A 17,921-nucleotide genomic window follows, 5' to 3' on the forward strand; every position below is an offset into this window, starting at 1 on the left:
TGGAAGGTCGCGGCAAACATTTGAGAAAAGATAAATTCTTGAAGTTCGCCGCGCCCGGCGGCATAGGTGGCCGAACTCATTATTTAGCGGTGGCGAAGGCGGGGCAGGGCGCCGGGCTGACCTCCCGTGTCCTCTATCACCGCGTGCGGGGCACAGTTCTGTACATTGCGTACTGACCTGTGCCTGTAATCGATCGCCGAATTCAGCTAACCGGCCATGATGGCAGCTTGCGCGCTAACCTATCGGTGCCGATCGTGGACGCCCGACATCTCGCCGCTTTCCAGCGACATATCTGATAGAACGAAGCAATGCTGCGCGTTCACCCCAAGAAACGCGCGATGCGAACGCAAGGCCAGGTCTAATATCGCCCAGGCCAATAGAGGTGATGTGTGGGCGTTTGGTCATCGCCGCCTTTGTCTACGCCAGAGCCTCAGTCGCGTAACCGCCGTATCACCGGTCCAAGCTAGTTTGCCCCGTCGGCTGCCAGTGCGGCGCCATATCCAGCGAGACCTCCTGAAAGAGCGCCTCGGCGTGCGTACGCGTCCGGTGACTTTCAATTACCCACAAATGCTTGGTTCGACCGCGATTCCGATCGAAAAATCTTGAATCGGATGAATCGCTTGTGATTCGTTGTCGGGCAGCCACCGCAAACCTTTGCCATCGTTGGGGTCGAACAGCTCGCGGGTGTGAGCACCCACGATGGCGGGGCTTCCGCCGACCTTCGTGTAGAAGATCGCACCCGGCTTGAAGCAGTACTTGAGGGCTTCCTGCAGCGACTTGCGACCCGTGACGGTCAGCGGCGCGAAGCCGCCGCGCATCTTCTCGATGCGGACCATCGGGTCGTAGTCGGCGCGAGGCTCGCCTTCCAAGCCGCGCACAGCTTTTCAAAGGAGAGATATTGAGTAGCTGGGGCCGACGATAAAGATGCAGTGCAGGTGCACCATGAAAAGACCCGTCTGTCCGTTGCGGCTGATTTCGAGCGAGCGCAGCCAGGCAAGTAAGGCCCGCCTTATCGCAACCGTGCGCATCAATTTACGGTAGGCTTCGAGGATCTGGTTGACCGCGACGCAGAGGTCGTATGCCGGCACAGCCCGGGTCGTGAGGGTGCCCATCAAGGGCCGTGAGCCAGGGTTCTAGCGGATGTACCCTCGATCGCGGCGCCCTTCTCCTCGACCAGCTTGGCGGCCCGGCGGCGTTGAGCCGTCGGGCAGACCAGGTGGTTGCACTCCTTCATGGCGCGAAAGACGGTGCCGCGCTCGTAACGATCCACGATCACATAACAGCCACATCGGCGCATCGCCTGTGCGGCGTCGATCTCTCCGATGTCCTCAAGCGCGTCGGCGATGCTCGGCCAGATTTGGATCTTAGTGCGAGGAACTTGCGGTCTCGCCACCGAGTTGCGCCACGAGCCAATCTGCAAAGGCTCGTACCGCAGATCTCTGTCGGCTGGCGCGCGGGTAGATCAGGCGATGGCCGAGGTAGCGGATATCGTTGGCGCGTCCTGCCAGCGGCGCAACCAGTCGCCCGCTCGCCAATTCGCGTTCGGCCAGAAGCGTTGATTCCAGCGCTACTCCCAAACCCTCCGCGGCTGTCGCGATCGCGAGAAAGCTGCGATCGAACCTCATGCCGTGGAGTGCAGGGGCCTCCAATCCGTTGGCGGTGAACCATTGGTGCCACTGAACCTGCTTCACGTCGGAGCGGATCAGCGTCTGATCGAGGAGATCGGCAGGCTTCCTGATCGATTTCGCGAGGGCAGGCGAGCAGAGCGGGGTGACCGTTTCCTCCGGGAGAGGAATAACCTCCACGCCCTCCGCGCGCGGCGGACCGTAAACGATGTCGATATCAAAATCATCGTTGCTGAAGCGAGCGTAGTCGAGCTTCGGATAAGCGGCGAGAAACTGTGCAAGCCGTGGTGCAAGCCACTGCGCAGCAAAACTGGGTGCCGAATGGACGCGCACCAATTGTGGTCCGCGCGCGGCGACTTCCTCGAGGCCACGGCGAAGCTGATCAAATGCGGCTCCCGTGTGTCGCATCAGATTTTCGCCGGCCGGCGTGAGCCGCACCGATCGCGCGCTGCGCTCGAACAAAACGGTGCGAAGCGTGTCCTCCAGCTTGCGGATCGCATGACTGACGGCACTCGGCGTCAGGTGAAGCTCATTCGCCGCATCGCGGAATGATCCCGTGCGAGCGGCGGCTTCAAAGGCGCGAATTGCCGATATCGGGACATTCGACAGCATTCCATAAGTGAACCAGATTCATCGATCCGTGACAACTGTGCGTTTGTCTGTTGCGCGTCCGCTGTTCATTGGTCTTGCCAAGGAAAAAAACAATTAGTGGGAGGAACTGATGAATCAGGGGTAAGGCGGCCATCATTTCGGCCGCGGCCTCGCCGCGCGGCATCGCTCTTGCCACGGCGCGCCGGTTCGCTACTGAGGGCGCGCGGGTTGCCATTCTCGATATCGATGCCGCAGCTGCAGCGGGGGCAGCGAGCAGTTTTGGTACAGAGCATATTGGGGTGCCGTGCGACGTCGCCGACAAGTCGTCATGCGAGCGTGCGGTCACTCGCGTAATGGAAGCATTCGGCGGCGGGCCGACAAATGAGAACTTTGCAAGCATCGGTGAATCTCAGTCACCTATCTGCTGCGGTCTCTGGGAAGCAAGACGAGTCGATCATGCGGTTGCTCGGATCAGGCTGGAGACAAGCTTGGCGGACTCGCGCAGGGTGGTGCCGGTGTAATCGTGGAGGAAGAGGGGCTGCGCTTCACGACAGCGGTCGCGGGCGCGGTGCCATTTCCGAATCGAGGATCAGTCGACCATCGAGTCGGCCATCCAACCGCTTCACGTATTCTGAAGCTTCCTCCATGTGCGCCTTCATGAGCGCACGCACCCGCTCGCTGTCGCGCGCGCGTGCGGCCTTGGCGATCTCTGTGTGAATCTTGACGTTGGCGCATCCGAATCTCGTGTGCTCTTCCGGAGGCGTCTGGGTGCTGAAGACCACCAGCCGACGCAGCATCTCGTTGATCAGCTCGCATGCGAAGCGCAGGAAGGGATTGGGGTTTGCAGCAGCCAGGATGTCGTGAAAGTCGAGATCGGCCTGGCGTTGACGTACCAGAAGAGAGGGCTCCTGCGAGGCCGGCTGGCACGTCTGAATGTTCTGCTCCAGCGCGTCGAGCTGCTCGTCCGACAGAAATGGCACCGAGCCGGCAGCCAATTCCGGCTCCAGCAATCGTCGCGCCGCATAGATGTCCTCCATGCTGACCTCTTTGAAGAACAGGTAGTTCTGCAACAACTGAAAGGTGCGCTCGAGCGGCACCTCCATGATCGTCGCCCCGCCGGTCGGGCCGGTGCTGATAGTGATCAGCCCCTGCACCTCGAGCGACTTGAGCGCCTCGCGGATCGTGCTCTTGCTCACCGAAAACAGCCGCTGCAGCTCCTTCTCCATCGGAAGCTTGTCGCCCGGACGAAGGTTCTTCTGCGTGATCAGCTGCTTGATCTCTTCGGTTACGAGGTCGGCCCGCTTTTGAATTTTCAGCCGGCCCCGCGACGATTTTTCCAATTCGACCGACATTCCCGAATTCTCCAAAGCTATCAATAGGTTCCAAGGTCGGTTCCTGGGCGAACTAGGCGGGCCCAAGGAAAGAGCCGACTCGTCGATTGACACTTCTCCCACAATAGGCATATTCATGCAAATCCGGTTTATCATGATAAATATAATAGACCGGTCGGATGAAAGGGAGCGAGCATGGCAATCGGGCAGAACATCCCGGAAATTTGGGCGGCCATTCACACGCCCTTCGATGCCTCCGGTGCCATCGACGAGGCCGGAGTCCGCCGGAACGTCCGTCACTACATCGCGACCGGATTGGCAGGGGTGTTCTGCAATGGGCTGATCGGCGAAGTTTGGTCGCTCACGCTGCAGGAGAGAAAGCGTGTCATCGAGGTCATTGCGGACGAGGCGGGGGGGCACCTTGGGATTTCCGTGGTGATCTCGGGTCCCTCGGTTGAGGAAACCATCGATCTCGGCGAGCACGCACGTCGGCTTGGCGTCAGCCACGCCGTGCTGATGGTCCCAACCTCGGGGCCGCGATCGCCTGCGCAGCAGTTCGCGTATCTGCACCACGTCTGTGTCCGCTTGGAGATGCCGATCGTCATCTTCAACGCGCGAAACGCCGCGGGCAGCCCGTTGGATCCCGGCGTTTTCACGCAGCTCTGCTCGCTACCAAATCTCAAGCTCCTGAAGACGACAGGCAATGCAGCCGAGAACGCGGCGCTTCGCCAGGCTGCGCGAAACGGCGTGCTGGTGTCGGACCCGCTGGAAGAGAACTTCTTCGCCAACATGCAGGCCGAGGGTCAGTCGATCCTCTATGCCGACCCTGAACCCTACCTCTATCAACGCAGCGAGTTTCGCCCGATCGCGGACTACGTGGCTCTGTTGGCGGCCGGACGGACGGAAGAAGCAGCACGGATCTGCGCTTCACTCGCGCCGCAACGGATCATCTTCAACAAGTGGATCATGGACCCGCTGAAGCGCGGTCACATGCCGAACGCGGCAGTCAAACACTGGTGCGATCTGATCGGCCTTGCCGGCGGCGCCGTGCGCTCGCCGGTCACGCCGCTGTCCGCTGCTGAAAGACGGGAGCTGGAAGCCGATCTCATCGCATGTGGTGCGCCCGGCCTGCTGTCTGCTGCCGAACGAATTTCGTCGTGACGTGCTGATTGCAATCTTCAACGGAGAGGAACATGACTTTGAAGCCTGTCGACCGTCGCTCGCTGCTCCAGATGCTGGCCGCTGCCGGCTCCGCACCATTCGTTCTCAAGGGTACCGTTGCCCGTGCGGAGACGCCGCTCACCATCGGAGTTCTCTACTCCGGCTCCAAGCAGGATTACGGCTTCAACCAGTCCCATGCGCAGGCCGCCGCGGCGCTGAAGAAGCTGCCCGGCATCAAGGTGATCGAGGAGGAGCGCGTTCCGGAAACGATCGCGGCCCAGCGCAGCATGGAGGGCATGATCCGTCAGGATGGCGCGCAACTCATCCTGGCGACGTCCTTTGGCTACTTCAAGCCGCACGTCCTAGAGATGGCGGCCAAGTATCCGGATGTCACCTTCGCTCACACCGGCGGCGTGTGGGCGGCGGGCATGCCCGAGAACATCGGCACGTTCTACGCGTACATCTTCGAGGCGCAGTACATTTCGGGAATCGTGGCCGGCCACATGACGAAGAGCAAGAAGCTCGGCCTCGTCGCGGCGAAGCCGACACCCAATCTTCTGCGCAGCATCAACGCGTTCGCGATTGGCGCGCGCTCGGTCGATCCGGCCATTCAGGTTCAGGTCATCTTCACTGGCGACTGGGTGCTTCCTGTGCGTGAGGCGGAAGCGACGAACACGTTGGTCGACCAGGGGGCAGACGTCATCGCCGCCCAGGTCGATAGCCCGAAGGTCGTGATCGAGACGGCGGAGAAGCGCGGCGTCATGTCATGCGGCTACCACTCGAGTCAGGCCGATGTGGCTCCCAACGGCTATCTCACGGGGGCCGAGTGGAACTGGATTACGCCGTATCTCGTCTATGCCGGCAGCGTACGTGGCGGCAAGAAGCCCGAGCACTATCTCCGTGCCGGCCTTGGCGATCATTTCGTCACGAACAGTCCGTTCGGAAAACTCGTTACACCTGAGGCGCGCGCAGCGGCCGAGACGGCGCGGGCAGACCTCATCGGCGGCACGCGCGTGATCTACAGCGGACCGCTCAAGGACAACAAGGGCAACGTCGTCATCCCTGCCGGCGTCATGCAGAGCAGCAACGACCGTGCGCTCGACGGCATCAATTATCTCGTCGAAGGCATCATCGGCCAAGTCTAGGAGGCGCTCTTGTCTTCGATCTCCGGAATCGAATCCGTGCCTTCGAACCCGCTGGGAAACGCAGCCCAACTCAGTGTGGCCTTGCCTGTCCTGGCGGTACTGCTCGCGTCGGCCATCTTTGCGGCGTTCGTGGCCTTGTACGGACAGAATCCCGCCACGGTGTTCGGTCTGATCGTCCAGGGTGGCTTCGGCAGCAGCTTCGCCTGGCAGGATACCTTGTCGCGCGCAGCTCCTTTGGTCCTCGTGGGGCTCGCCGTTGCGATCCCCGCACAAGCAGGGCTGGTGATTATCGGCGGCGAGGGGGCCTTGGTGCTCGGCGGGCTCGCAGGTGCCGTTGTGACGCTGCCGTTCGCGGGAGCGCACGCGCTTCCCATGCAACTCCTCATGTTGGTGGCTGGGGCCTTGATCGGAGGGCTCTGGTTCGGTCTGGCGGGTGTGCTCCGTCAATACCGCGGCGTCAACGAAACGATCTCCAGTCTGCTGCTGTCCTATATCGGAATCGCGATCTTTCATCATCTGACGGAAGGCCTGCTCCGGGATCCTGCAAGTCTCGATAAGCCATCGACCCACCCGGTTGAACCGTCTTACATGCTGCCCGTGATGCCCGGTGTCGGCGTTCACGCGGGGCTTGCCGTTAGCCTCTCGCTGGCCATCATCGCCCACGTCGTGCTGGGCTACACGCGGTGGGGCTTTGCGCTGCGGGTGGTCGGCGGAAGTGCCCGGGTCGCGAGGATGATTGGCCTTGCCGTAAATCGCTGGATCATCGGTGCCTCGGTGGTAGCAGGCGGTATGGCGGGCATCGCCGGCGCCATCGAGGTGGCGGCTGTGCAGGGGACGGCCAACTCCTCACTCATCGTGGGCTACGGCTATAGCGGCATCCTCGTCGCATTCCTGGCGCGACATCAGCCGCTTGCGATTGTCGCTGTCGCGCTGTTGATCGGCGGCATGCAGGCAAGCGCCAGCCTGTTGCAACGACGTCTCGGACTTCCCGATGCGACAATGCTAGTGTTTCAGGGCCTGATCTTCGTCTGCGTCCTCGTCGCGGATGCAATTGCGCAACAACTCCGAGAAACGACGCGGAGGTAAAGGCATGGACGGTACATCAATCGGCTGGCTTGCGCTGCCGCTCGCGATCCTGGGTGGGGCGATCCGTGTGTCGACACCCTTCATTTTCGTGAGCATCGGTGAGCTGATCACCGAGAAATCGGGCCGTATCAATCTAGGCCTCGAAGGTACGCTAATGCTCGGCGCCATGGCCGGATACGCGATCTCCTACCTCTCCGGCTCGCCCTGGCTCGGCGTGCTTTCCGCGGGACTCGCTGGAATGGCCTTCGGGCTCCTGCATGGCCTGCTGTGCAGTGTGAAGCGCGTCAACGACACCGCGATCGGAATCAGCCTGATCGTGCTGGGTACGGGCCTCGCGTTCTTCCTGGGCAAACCCTTGATCGAGCCCAAGGCGCCGCCGCTTCCCTCGATCGCACTCGGATTCTGGTCGAGCGTACCGCAGGTGCGAGCTGCGCTGGACGTCAACGCACTGTTCTTCGTCGGAATTGCATTGGCTTTTGCGGTCTATATCTTCCTGAACAGGACCGGCTGGGGGCTGATGCTGCGCACGGTGGGAGACAGCGAGGATGCGGCACGCGCGCTTGGGTTTCCCGTATTGCGGGTGCGCATCATAGCGACCATGGCGGGCGGCTTTCTCGCGGGCATCGGCGGCAGCTTTCTGTCGCTTTCGTATCCGGGGAGCTGGAGCGAAGGCCTGTCGAGTGGTCAAGGTATCATGGCCGTCGCGCTCGTCATCTTCGCGCGCTGGCGTTCGATCAACGCGCTGGGCGCATCGCTGCTGTTCGGCGGGGCGGGCGCTCTTGGTCCTGCGCTCCAGGGCATTGGCGTGACCGGCTACTACTACCTGTTCAATGCGGCTCCCTACATTCTGACGCTGGCGATCATGGTGGCGTCGACGTCGCGGGCGGCTCCGTTCGCCGATGCGCCGGGCGAGCTCAAGCTGCACCGGTGAGAAGCGCCGTGACGAGCATTCATCCTCGGAGGATAGTCCGATGAGCGTTCCGCAAGTCGAGCTCAAGAACATGACGAAGCGTTTCGGGGCAAACCTCGCCCTGAACAACGTATCGCTGCTGATCCGCTCGGGCACCGTCCACGCGCTGCTCGGGGAGAACGGCGCTGGGAAGAGCACGGTGGTCAAATGCCTGGTTGGCTTTTACCATCCGGACGAGGGCCACATCCAGGTGGATGGGCGCGAGCATCGGCTGAGCTCGCCGAGGGACGCCGACGCGCTCGGTATTGGCATGGTGTATCAGCATTTTACTCTCGTGCCGTCGATGACGGTGGCGCAGAATCTCGTCGTCAGCGGTGCGAGATTGCCGGCCTATATCAACTGGCAAAGCGAGCTGAGGCGGCTAGGCGAAGTCACCAAGAAGCTTCCGTTTCAAGTGCCGCTCGACGTGCGCGTCTCGCAGCTCTCCGCGGGCGAGAAGCAGAAGGCCGAGATCGTCAAGCAGCTCTATCTGGGGCGCAAGCTGCTCGTCCTGGACGAGCCGACGTCGGTGCTGACGCCGGCAGAAGCCGATGAAGTGCTCGGCTATGTTCGCAGCCTGACGCGGACGGGCGAACTCAGCGCTATCCTGATTAGTCATAAGTTCCATGAAGTGCGCCGATTCGCGGACGACGTGACGGTGTTGCGTCGAGGCGCGTCGGTGAGAACGGGCGCCGTTGCCGATTTGACTGATGACGCTCTGGCAGAAGCTATGATCGGAGAGCCCGTCAGCAAGATGGTGCAGCACGCGCCGAAATCACCGCCGAAGTCCGATATTATCCTCTCCATCAGCGACCTCCGCGTGAACGGCGACAATGGCCTTCCCGCCGTGAAAGATCTCTCGCTCGAGGTGCGGGCAGGCGAGATTGTCGGGATTGCTGGGGTATCCGGAAATGGACAGTTGGAGTTGGTCGAGGCCCTGATGGGGCAACGGGATCGCCGCGGTACGATGACCGTGTCCGGCTCATCGTTCAACGGTACGCGACAGGAAATCGCTCGCCTCGGCGTCTATGGACTGCCGCAAGAGCCCCTGAAGAACGCCTGCATCGATCGCATGTCGCTGGCCGAGAACCTTGCCCTGCGTAATTTCGATCGGGTGCCGCTCTGCCGTGGTATCGCAATGAACTACGGCGCTCTCGCCGAGCAGGCCGAGAGGCTGGTCGCACAATTTCGTGTCAAGGCCCCTGGCCTGAACGCAAGCATGAACGCGCTATCCGGTGGCAATGTTCAACGCGCTGTGCTGGCGCGAGAGCTCACGCAGGACGTTCGATTGCTGGTCGCGTCGAATCCGACGTTCGGTCTTGATTTCGTTGCGTGCGAAGAAACGTACCGTCGGATCCTCGAGGCCCGGAACGGCGGAGCCGCAGTGCTGCTCATCTCGGAGGATCTCGACGAGTTGCTTGGCTTGGTCGACAGGGTCCTCGTCATGAGCGCGGGTCGCATCGTCCATGAAGTGTCAGCCGCGGGCGCCGATAAGCGCGTGATCGGCAAATACATGGCGGGAATGAAAGCGGCCTGACTTGAGGGCGCGGGTCTGATCAGAAACAAAAAGGAGACGTTCGTGGTCACGCAGATCAATCATTTCATCAATGGCAAGCAGGTCTCGGGGGGCACCGAACGCAGCTTGCCGGTCTTCAACCCGGCAACGGGCGAGCAGACGGGCCGTGTTGTGGCCGCCAACGGGGCGGTGGTGGCGGACGCGGTGTCCGCCGCCAGCAGGGCAGCGCAGGGGTGGGCCGACACGACGCCTCTACGGCGTGCACGCGTGCTCAATCGATTTCTGCGAATCCTTGAGGATCGCGCAGGTCAGCTTGCGGACGTGATCGTCTCCGAGCATGGCAAGGTTCACTCCGACGCGCTCGGGGAAGTTCAGCGCGGAATGGAGGTGATCGAGTTTGCCACGGCCGCTCCGCAGCTCCTCAAGGGCGAACTCACCGAGAATGTCGGTACCCGCGTCGACAGCTATTCTACGCGCCAGCCGCTCGGCGTGGTCGCCGGAATCACGCCCTTCAATTTCCCGGTCATGGTTCCGATGTGGATGTTTCCGGTCGCCCTCGCCTGCGGAAATGCGTTCATTCTGAAGCCTTCTGAGCGCGACCCTTCGGCGTCGCTCGTCATGGCGGAGTGGTTGAAGGAAGCAGGTTTGCCGGACGGCGTGTTCAACGTGGTGCAAGGCGACAAGGAGGCTGTCGATGCGCTGCTGCATCACCCAGATATTGCGGCGATCAGCTTCGTGGGCTCCACGCCGATCGCGCAGTACATCTATTCGACCGCCGCGAATAACGGGAAACGCTGCCAAGCGCTCGGCGGAGCCAAGAACCACATGATCGTGATGCCCGATGCCGACCTGGATCAGGCGGTAGATGCGTTGATGGGCGCCGCCTACGGCTCCGCCGGCGAACGCTGCATGGCGATCTCGGTTGCCGTGCCGGTCGGCGAGGGGACCGCGGACAAGCTGATCTCCGCGCTCGAACCCAATGTTCGCGCCTTGAAGGTCGGGCCCGGCACCGACCGCGAGGCGGAGATGGGACCTCTTGTCACGAAACAGCACCTGCAGAAGGTCCGGAGCTACATCGATACCGGCGTCGCCGAGGGCGCAAAGTTGCTAGTTGACGGACGCAAGTTCAGGATGCAGGGCTACGAGAATGGTTTCTTCGTGGGCGGAACCCTTTTCGATCATGTCAAGCCGAACATGAAGATCTACAAGGAAGAGATCTTCGGACCCGTGTTGTCAGTCGTTCGAGCGCCGGACTACGCGACAGCCGCGCGCATGATCAATGAACACGAATTCGGCAATGGCACTTCCATCTTCACACGTGATGGCGATTCTGCGCGTGAGTTCGCCCATCAGATCAAAGTCGGAATGGTCGGCATCAACGTTCCAATCCCGGTACCGATGGCCTTTCACTCTTTCGGTGGATGGAAGGCGTCGATTTTCGGCGACCACCACATGCACGGCCCGGAAGGCGTTCGCTTCAACACCCGAATGAAGACGGTCACCAGCCGCTGGCCAACCGGAATACGAGCCGGTGCCGAGTTCGTCATGCCGACAATGTCATAGCAGTGCCATCGAGTTGTCTGTATCTCCTTTCCTCCCTGACTGCGAGGGCTCGGGCCCTCGCTTCTTTTCAGGCGACTTCATCCGCCACAAGACCCTTTCAGCGCTCGTACGGGTTGCTCGTCGCCCCAACTGCGCAAACCTCCGCAAGCGCGCAAAAGGTCAAAGCCCGCTTTTCCGAAGGTGACTGACCCGAAAACAAAGCAGACACGGGACGACATAAGCTAAGTTCAGCCACGGACCAAAGCCAGCCGTACCCGCTTGGGCGGCTTCCGCTCGAAGCAGAACACAGCTTGGGTACCTTGGGCCCGCATCAATCTGCTATCGTCGCGCGCGCATGATGGCTAAATTGACCGTTGCCCGCATCGGCTGCGGTACCCCATACATGCACGAGCGCCAGAGCCACTCGACAGGACCGAACCGATAGCGGCGCAGCCACCACGCGCTGAACACCACCTGCGCGAGATACACGAAAATGCCGATCGCCAGTGTCGCGGCCACGCCGAGGCGGCCAAATTGGCCTAGACCATAGCCGTAGAAGATCCAACCGCAGATCACAGATTGCGCCAGATAGTTGGTGAACGCCATGCGGCCAAGCGGCGCCGCCCAGCCCAGCATCCTCTGCCCGCCCGAGAGGTTCACAGCGGCGATGACTGCGGCCGCATAACCCAGGGCCAACACGACCGCCCCCAGCTCTTCCACCGAAAAACGCGCGCGCCCGAGCGACGGCCAATCGAAGAGCTCTTGTCCTGCTGTCGCGAGACTCAATCCGCCGCCGAGAAGAATGCCAAAGGTTGCGACGACGAACAGCAGGCGCCGGTTCGCCGAAGGACGACGCAAAACTCCGCTGCGCCACGCGAAGGCGCCGACCAGGAAGAGCGCGACAGTGCGCGGAAAGCCTATGACGTGCGACGGAAAAATCGCCGGCACCTCGCGGATCCGGAATTCGAGCACATCGAAAAATCCGCCCGTGCCGTACGCACGCGTCGCGTCCGCGGCAAGAGCGGCCATCTCGGCTGCACCCGGCAGCGGCACGATCGGCGGTAGCATCGGAATCGTCAAGTAGAGCCCCAGGAGCAGCAGGGCTGCACCCGCCATAAGCCACCGCGCGCCGCCGAGGAAGGGCAGCACCACGAAGCCCGCCAGCGCATATTCGACGAGAATGTCGCCGTTCCAGATCAAATAGAGATGCACCAGGCCAATCGCCAGCAACACCAGCAGCCTACGCACGAGCAAGATCATGCGCCGTGCATTGCCAGCAAGACGCTCGAATTGGATGGCGAGGCCGACGCCGAACAGAAGCGAGAACAGCGCAAGCGCCTTGGAGCCGACGGCGACCGTCAGTCCAGCCGCCACCGCCCCATCGAGCGGCCCCCTCGGCTCCGCGTTAGGCAAGAGCGGCGCGAAGACGGAGACCCGAAATGCGATCACGATGTTCATGGCGAGCACGCCGAACAGGGCCAAGCCCCGCAGCACGTCAATCGCGTCGAGCCGCTCCGACGGGCTCATAGGCTTTGGAGGCGCGACGCTCGCCGGCGCGGTGCGCGAGCCGATGTTTCCGCCGGTCATTGCAGGACTGTCCCATTTCCGATGGAGAGATTTAGAATGCCGCCTCGTGCCGCATCAAACTACCTAAATTGGGGGCTGAATCGAACCGTGCCAAATTGATTCACTTCCAATGCGCGCGTAATTAAACATGAACTTGGATTGGCGAAAGTTCTCCAATGGCTCAACTTGATCTCCCGGTATTGCCGCGGGCGTTATTTCGGTACCGTTCGATAAAAGACGAGACCATAAAACGCGAAATCTCTGCTATTACGGAGCAGCATCTATGGTTGTCCGAACGTCGGCGTTTGAACGATCCGATGGTAGGATTCTTCCAACCAGACGTTCCGAAGTTTATCGACACCAGGGGGTGGACTAAGGGTGTTCTCCGCAGCAATCCAAAAATTGGAATTTGTTGCTTTAGCGACACCAACGACAACGAACTAATGTGGGCAGCATTACGCTGCCAACTATTCTTGGATTTACGTCGCATACTTAGCGGAACGCTTGATCGCCGGGACTCTTGATGACGTTCATCTTGTGCGACTTGCATATGACAATGCAACTTCCTCCAGAAGGAGTTAGAGTCCGGCCCGAAGAAGGACGGACAGATGAAGCGAGCAAGGTTCACAGAAGAGCAGATTATCGCGGTATTGAAGGAGCATGAGGTTGGCGCGAAGACGGCTGACCTGGCTCGCAAGCATGGGATTTCCCAGACGACGATCTATAATTGGAAGGCCAAATTCGGCGGCATGGATGTCTCTGAGGCCAAGGGGTTAAAGGCGCAATAGAAGGATGCGAAGCTGAAGAAGCTTCTGGCGGAGCAGATGTTCGACGCGGGCGCCCTTCGCGAGCTGCTCTCAAAGCCCCGGCTGCCGCTCGATCGCTACCAGCGCAATGCGGAGCGCCTTCTTCACCAGATGCAGGTTACGCCCCGTGAATTCCGTCATGGCGCCTCACTCAATCATCCCAAGTCGCAATGCACCTTAGCAGCTCAGCCAACGGCTGGTAAAGACAACGATGTCCCAAGCGCCGGCTGCAACGGGCTGCGAGGTACGACTCCTGCCGGCGGCGCCATGACGGCTCTGTTTCGGATCGAGCGCACGAAGCGGCCTCCTCGATGGGTGGATCTGGCCGAAGGCCGGCTAAGAAGCCTCGATCGCCTATGGCGCAACAGGGGCGACACAACTTTCATCCCCTGCCGGCTGCGCCGTCATTCCTCGCGAACAAGAAAGTTACTCCTTTGCTGTCGAGCCCCTGCGGGGTGCGCTGTCGATCGCCTCCGGCCTGTCGATCACCATCGAGGCCGCAAGGTGCGGGCTCGGAAAACAGAGATCAAGGAGAACTTCCATGGCGACCATCGTCACCTTCAAGAAGACCGGCAACAACGAGTTCAACGGCGAAATCGCCACCCTCTCGCTGCAGGCGAGGAACGTCCATATCGTCCCCGAGACCAGCCGCTCGGGCGACAACGCCCCCAGCCACCGCATCTATGTCGGCCGTGTGGAGATCGGGGCCGCCTCGACCAAGCAATCCAACGAGGGCCGCGACTAGTCTCAAGCTCGACGATCCGACCTTCACCGCTCCGATCTTCGCCAACCTCTTCGCCGACGAGAAAGGTGAGGGCTTCAGCCTGATCTGGTCCCGCCCCAGCCGTCGCAACGGCGACTGACCCAATCCAAAAATGCCTCGCCCGGTTAGTCCGGGCGGGGCATTACCTTGCGCAGGAGCCGGCCGCGATCTTGCGGCAGCGTCGCACCACGACCATGCGAGCTTCGCAGGATGGACGCACTGATTCCCTTAAGGAGCTTCAGTCGCAAGCAACCGAGGGCGCGTTGTCGTGCTTGAGGTGTCTCTTTCGGACATTGTAACTCACCAGCCAGATCACGCCGACTGCGATCGGCACGAAGGCTGCGGTCAGGAACGAGGGCTCTACTCGCAGTCCGACGTCATGCGCGCCCTTGGCAAGATAGCTAAACAAGCTGACCACATAATATCCTATCGCCCCGACTGATAATCCTTCGACCGTGCACTGCAGCCGAAGTTGCTGTCTCGCGCGCTCGTTGATAGCCTGCAACAGGTCACGATGTTGTCGTTCGATTTCGACGTCGACACGGGTTCGCAACAGATCGGCGGCACGCGCGAGCTTGACCGACAGAGCCGCCTGACGATCCTCTAGGGTCGCGCAGGTTCGCATTGCGGGCGCCATGCGGCGCGCCAGAAACGACGACCAGGTTGGATAACCCGAGACATCGTTTCCTTCAATGATGGACAGTCGCGATTGGACTAGCTCGTTGTAGGCCCTGCTGGCGCCGAAGCGAAACAGGCTGCCGGTCGCGCCTTTTTCGAAGGAGGCGGCCAGCGCCGTCAGCTCGGCAAGCAGATGGTTGTTGAACTGCAGCCCCTCACCGCTTTGCATTTTTTCGAGCGCCTCAACAAGACGGCGGTCGATGCGATCAACGGAAGGTGCAAGCTCAAGGGCCGCCGACAGGCCAAGCAGCGCCAGTGGACGGTAGGTCTCGATCTCCAGGAGCCGTTGTACCAGCGCTCCGAGATCGTGCGACGTCAATCCGAGGTCGCAGACGAGGATTTTCGTAAAGCCTTTTTCGTCTACGCGGAAGTCTGAGGCGGCAACGCCTGCGCCACTCTTTGTGGCAACCATGGCCAGGCTGTTCTTGTCAAAAACCTGTTCGGCGCGCCTGGTCGGCGAGGGGTCCTGCTCCACTTCTAGCCTGATCGCGACCAGCAACTGTCCGGTCTGACGCAACGCGCGGATCAGCGATCGGACGGTACCATCAACTTTGTCAAATCGGTCTGCGGCAGAACCATTTGTGTTACTCCAGATCCAGGTGAATGTTGTGAATTCCGAATGCTGCTCCCAGCGTAGCGTAGCGGGCCCGATGACAATTTGATGAAGTTTCGCCGATTGCTCAGGTGGCGGAAGATTGCGCTCGAGGCAAAAATCGATAAAACGGCAGCGATCGCTTGTGGCCGCCTCACCCTGCGCAAGAAAAGCCAAGTGGATCACGCTGAATGGCGAAACAAGGCGCGTGAAAGGGCGCGCGTGCACTTCGCCGAGCACGGCGTCGCGTTGCGGATGTGGCGTGAAGGTTCGCAGATCCAATTCATCGACCATGTATTGACGCCTCTCTTCAGGATGAGCAAGCAACCGTCAGCCGCGCGAGGCCGTGGCAAGCAGGAGCGTCTTCCGTTCCCCCAGCGAGGTGCAGACAGGCGACCTCCGGTGCGGCAACCATATTGTCGATTGACAGATCGAGGCCCAAACACGACTCCCATCTTGCTGCCGCCGCCCTGACGCGGAGAGCGGTGCAGGATTTGGGCCAGCACTGTAGAAGGGGCACGCTCGCGTCCTTTGGCGCAATGTGGCTTTCGAAGACAGTTGGAGGCGGGTTTCAGACATGAAGCGCGCTTGTATTCTGACAGGATGCGTACGTGGCGCAGGCCACAGGAAATTGCCTGCTTCGCACGGTGATCGCTCGCCAGGCGGCTAGATTATCTGAGACGCCATGCTGTGGACGGATTTGTCCATGCAGAGGCCGGCGACTGACCGCGCCCGGACCAGCCGGGCAAGGCTTGGCCGATGGCTGATAACGTCACGTCGCGTGAGGTTGACGTGATCACGCTGCCGGAGCGCACGCCGTCATCGTCTTTTGAAGGTGACATTCAGGGCAGTGCAAGCGCCGCGGCTCGACCGCAGTGAGGCAGATACGTGGCGAATGTCGTGAGCGATCGACCGAATAGCGGCGGATCACAAGTACGGCCGACTCGAGTTGGCGGGCGTATTGCTCGAGTGCGGTCGCGGAGGTTTTGATCCGTCGTAGCCACGCGGCCGAGATCCGGTCTCCGTTTAATTCGCTTGCCAGTCTTTGCGGGACACGAGGATCGCCAGGTTCTCGTTGAAGTCAGCTCTGTTTCGGATCGAGCGCGCGAACGGCCTCTTCGACGGATGGATCTGGCCGAAAGCCGGAAGCCTCGATCGCCTATGGCGCAACAGCCTTGACCACAACGAAAGCCGCCCTGGCATGGCTGGCATCGCCATGTCTCACTCGTCATGCTGGCCTTCGCCATGACGGCCGACATCCGTCATCGAGCCAACACTGGACCATCGCTCAAAAAAACGCGACCGCGGCCTCGACCGAAGCATCGTTCTTGATCCGCTTGTCGACCAAGGAAATCCGCCGCATCGCCCGGCGTGACAACGTTCATCCCCTGCCGGCTGCGCCGTCATTCCTCGCGAAGCAAGAAAGTTACTCCTTTGCTGTCGAGCCCCCGCGGGGGGCGCCTCGATCGCCTCCGGCCTGTCGATCACCATCGAGGCCGCAAGGTGCGGGGTCGGAAAACAGAGATCAAGGAGAACTACCATGGCGGCCATCGGCACCTTCAAGACGACCGGCAACAACGAGTCCGGGCGCTCTATCTGCCAAAGGAATGGACGGACGACCCCGCTCGCCTGAAAGCCGCGCATGTCCCGAGCGATGTGGGCTTTGCGATGAAGCCCAAGATCGCGCGTCGAATGGTCGCTCGCGCGATCGCCGCAAAGGTGCCGTTCTCGTTCGTGGCGGCGGAAAGCGTGTATGGCACAGGTGAGATCGAAACCCTGCTGCGCAAGGCGGGAAAAGGCTATGTTCTTGGGGGCTTCCAATCACGTGTTCCGTTCCTGGGGCAAGCAGCCTGTCGCCGGCACCGCCTCCGCGATCGCGCAGAGCCTTCCCAAGAAGGCCTGGCACCGCTCGGCGTCCGGCGAAGGGACCAAAGGTCCGCGCTGGCACGACTGAGCCTATCTTGAGTTGGCCGATCTCGACGCTGGTGAATACAACGTCGACCTTGCCGGAGAATGGACGCGGAGCCTTCTGATACGTTAGTGACGCCAGCTTGGCCTTCTTCTCCACATGGTGTCCCCAAGGGCTCGTCCATGCAGAAGCTGGTGTCGGTGGAAGGCCATCGCTGGGCTATCGAGGACAGCTTCGAAACCGCCAAGAACGAGCTCGGCCACCGGCAAAGGCTCGAACCTCAAGTTCAACCCGGTCGGCCCACGCGGATAGCGGTCGACCGTCGCTATGCGGTCTACCCGGTACAGAGATTGTGGATGATCCGCATTCACCCAGCTGGCGAAATGGCGCAGCGCAACGGCTACCGCGAGGAGAGGCGGGCTTCGTTTTCCGGATACCTACTTCGACATCGGAGTTGTTTCCGGCGAAACACACTTGCTGCAGCCAGTCCGCATGCTTGAAATATCGCGCAAGGGCTGCCCCGCACAGTAAGCGCGAGAGCAGGCCTTTGTCGGGCACTTGCTGGGCCGGTTGTCGACATTAAGACTCAATGCCAGAAACCTGACAGTACGCGCCGCTACGAAGTGTCTGCTGACCCTGCGAATTCACTTCGGCACGCGAT

At 61.1% G+C, this 17,921-nt stretch carries 12 protein-coding genes and 5 pseudogenes; 11 read left to right on the top strand and 6 right to left on the bottom strand.

Annotated features, from left to right (window positions below; all coding sequences use genetic code 11):
- Positions 1-557: 557 nt before the first annotated feature.
- The 3 genes from ACNJX8_RS11325 to ACNJX8_RS11335 form a co-directional block, all read right to left on the bottom strand.
- Complete coding sequence (locus tag ACNJX8_RS11325; RefSeq protein WP_439410332.1) at positions 558-878, bottom strand: hypothetical protein; 321 nt, start codon at positions 876-878, stop codon at positions 558-560.
- Between the two features lie 6 nt (positions 879-884).
- Positions 885-1,115: a protein rep gene (locus ACNJX8_RS11330; protein ID WP_128947529.1), complete on the bottom strand. Its 231-nt coding sequence runs from the start codon at positions 1,113-1,115 to the stop codon at positions 885-887.
- Positions 1,116-1,364: 249 nt separating this feature from the next.
- A complete protein-coding gene (locus tag ACNJX8_RS11335; RefSeq protein ID WP_439360673.1) occupies positions 1,365-2,237 on the bottom strand; it encodes a LysR substrate-binding domain-containing protein in 873 nt (290 codons plus the stop codon).
- 113 nt (positions 2,238-2,350) lie between these two features.
- Here ACNJX8_RS11335 and ACNJX8_RS11340 point away from each other — a divergent pair.
- Positions 2,351-2,617, top strand: a pseudogene (locus tag ACNJX8_RS11340) (SDR family oxidoreductase); the annotation flags it as partial.
- A gap of 144 nt (positions 2,618-2,761) precedes the next feature.
- On the opposite strand, the gene ACNJX8_RS11345 reads toward ACNJX8_RS11340, so the two are convergent.
- Positions 2,762-3,568, bottom strand: a complete 807-nt coding sequence (locus ACNJX8_RS11345) for a FadR/GntR family transcriptional regulator (RefSeq protein WP_439360674.1) — start codon at positions 3,566-3,568, stop codon at positions 2,762-2,764.
- A gap of 174 nt (positions 3,569-3,742) precedes the next feature.
- Between ACNJX8_RS11345 and ACNJX8_RS11350 the strand changes: the two genes are divergently transcribed.
- The 6 genes from ACNJX8_RS11350 to ACNJX8_RS11375 are packed head-to-tail and all read left to right on the top strand — an operon-like array spanning position 3,743 to position 10,967.
- Complete coding sequence (locus ACNJX8_RS11350; RefSeq protein ID WP_439360675.1) at positions 3,743-4,708, top strand: dihydrodipicolinate synthase family protein; 966 nt, start codon at positions 3,743-3,745, stop codon at positions 4,706-4,708.
- A gap of 32 nt (positions 4,709-4,740) precedes the next feature.
- The gene (locus ACNJX8_RS11355) at positions 4,741-5,853 is read left to right on the top strand and encodes a BMP family ABC transporter substrate-binding protein (protein WP_439360676.1); all 1,113 of its coding nucleotides are present in this window, start codon (positions 4,741-4,743) and stop codon (positions 5,851-5,853) included.
- Between the two features lie 9 nt (positions 5,854-5,862).
- The gene (locus tag ACNJX8_RS11360) at positions 5,863-6,939 is read left to right on the top strand and encodes an ABC transporter permease (protein WP_439360677.1); all 1,077 of its coding nucleotides are present in this window, start codon (positions 5,863-5,865) and stop codon (positions 6,937-6,939) included.
- Positions 6,940-6,943: 4 nt separating this feature from the next.
- Positions 6,944-7,870, top strand: coding sequence for an ABC transporter permease (locus ACNJX8_RS11365; protein WP_439360678.1), 927 nt, complete (start codon positions 6,944-6,946; stop codon positions 7,868-7,870).
- Between the two features lie 40 nt (positions 7,871-7,910).
- A complete protein-coding gene (locus ACNJX8_RS11370) occupies positions 7,911-9,425 on the top strand; it encodes an ABC transporter ATP-binding protein (RefSeq protein WP_439360679.1) in 1,515 nt (504 codons plus the stop codon).
- Positions 9,426-9,467: 42 nt separating this feature from the next.
- A complete protein-coding gene (locus ACNJX8_RS11375; protein WP_439360680.1) occupies positions 9,468-10,967 on the top strand; it encodes a CoA-acylating methylmalonate-semialdehyde dehydrogenase in 1,500 nt (499 codons plus the stop codon).
- A gap of 318 nt (positions 10,968-11,285) precedes the next feature.
- Here ACNJX8_RS11375 and ACNJX8_RS11380 read toward each other — a convergent pair whose 3' ends face one another.
- Positions 11,286-12,533, bottom strand: a complete 1,248-nt coding sequence (locus ACNJX8_RS11380; protein WP_439360681.1) for a DUF418 domain-containing protein — start codon at positions 12,531-12,533, stop codon at positions 11,286-11,288.
- Between the two features lie 587 nt (positions 12,534-13,120).
- Between ACNJX8_RS11380 and ACNJX8_RS11385 the strand changes: the two are divergent.
- Both ACNJX8_RS11385 and ACNJX8_RS11390 read left to right on the top strand, forming a co-directional pair.
- Positions 13,121-13,375: pseudogene (locus tag ACNJX8_RS11385) on the top strand (transposase); the annotation flags it as partial.
- A gap of 484 nt (positions 13,376-13,859) precedes the next feature.
- A pseudogene (locus ACNJX8_RS11390) lies at positions 13,860-14,181 on the top strand (DUF736 domain-containing protein).
- A gap of 138 nt (positions 14,182-14,319) precedes the next feature.
- On the opposite strand, the gene ACNJX8_RS11395 reads toward ACNJX8_RS11390, so the two are convergent.
- Entirely contained in the window at positions 14,320-15,645 is a 1,326-nt protein-coding gene (locus tag ACNJX8_RS11395; RefSeq protein ID WP_439360682.1) for a DUF3422 family protein, read from the bottom strand.
- 880 nt (positions 15,646-16,525) lie between these two features.
- Between ACNJX8_RS11395 and ACNJX8_RS11400 the strand changes: the two are divergent.
- Both ACNJX8_RS11400 and ACNJX8_RS11405 read left to right on the top strand, forming a co-directional pair.
- Positions 16,526-16,683: pseudogene (locus ACNJX8_RS11400) on the top strand (IS701 family transposase); the annotation flags it as partial.
- A 252-nt stretch (positions 16,684-16,935) separates the two neighbouring features.
- Positions 16,936-17,520, top strand: a pseudogene (locus ACNJX8_RS11405) (IS701 family transposase); the annotation flags it as partial.
- Positions 17,521-17,921: the final 401 nt, after the last annotated feature.

This window comes from Bradyrhizobium sp. SPXBL-04 (assembly GCF_051853035.1).
GTDB classification, from domain to species: domain Bacteria; phylum Pseudomonadota; class Alphaproteobacteria; order Rhizobiales; family Xanthobacteraceae; genus Bradyrhizobium; species Bradyrhizobium zhanjiangense.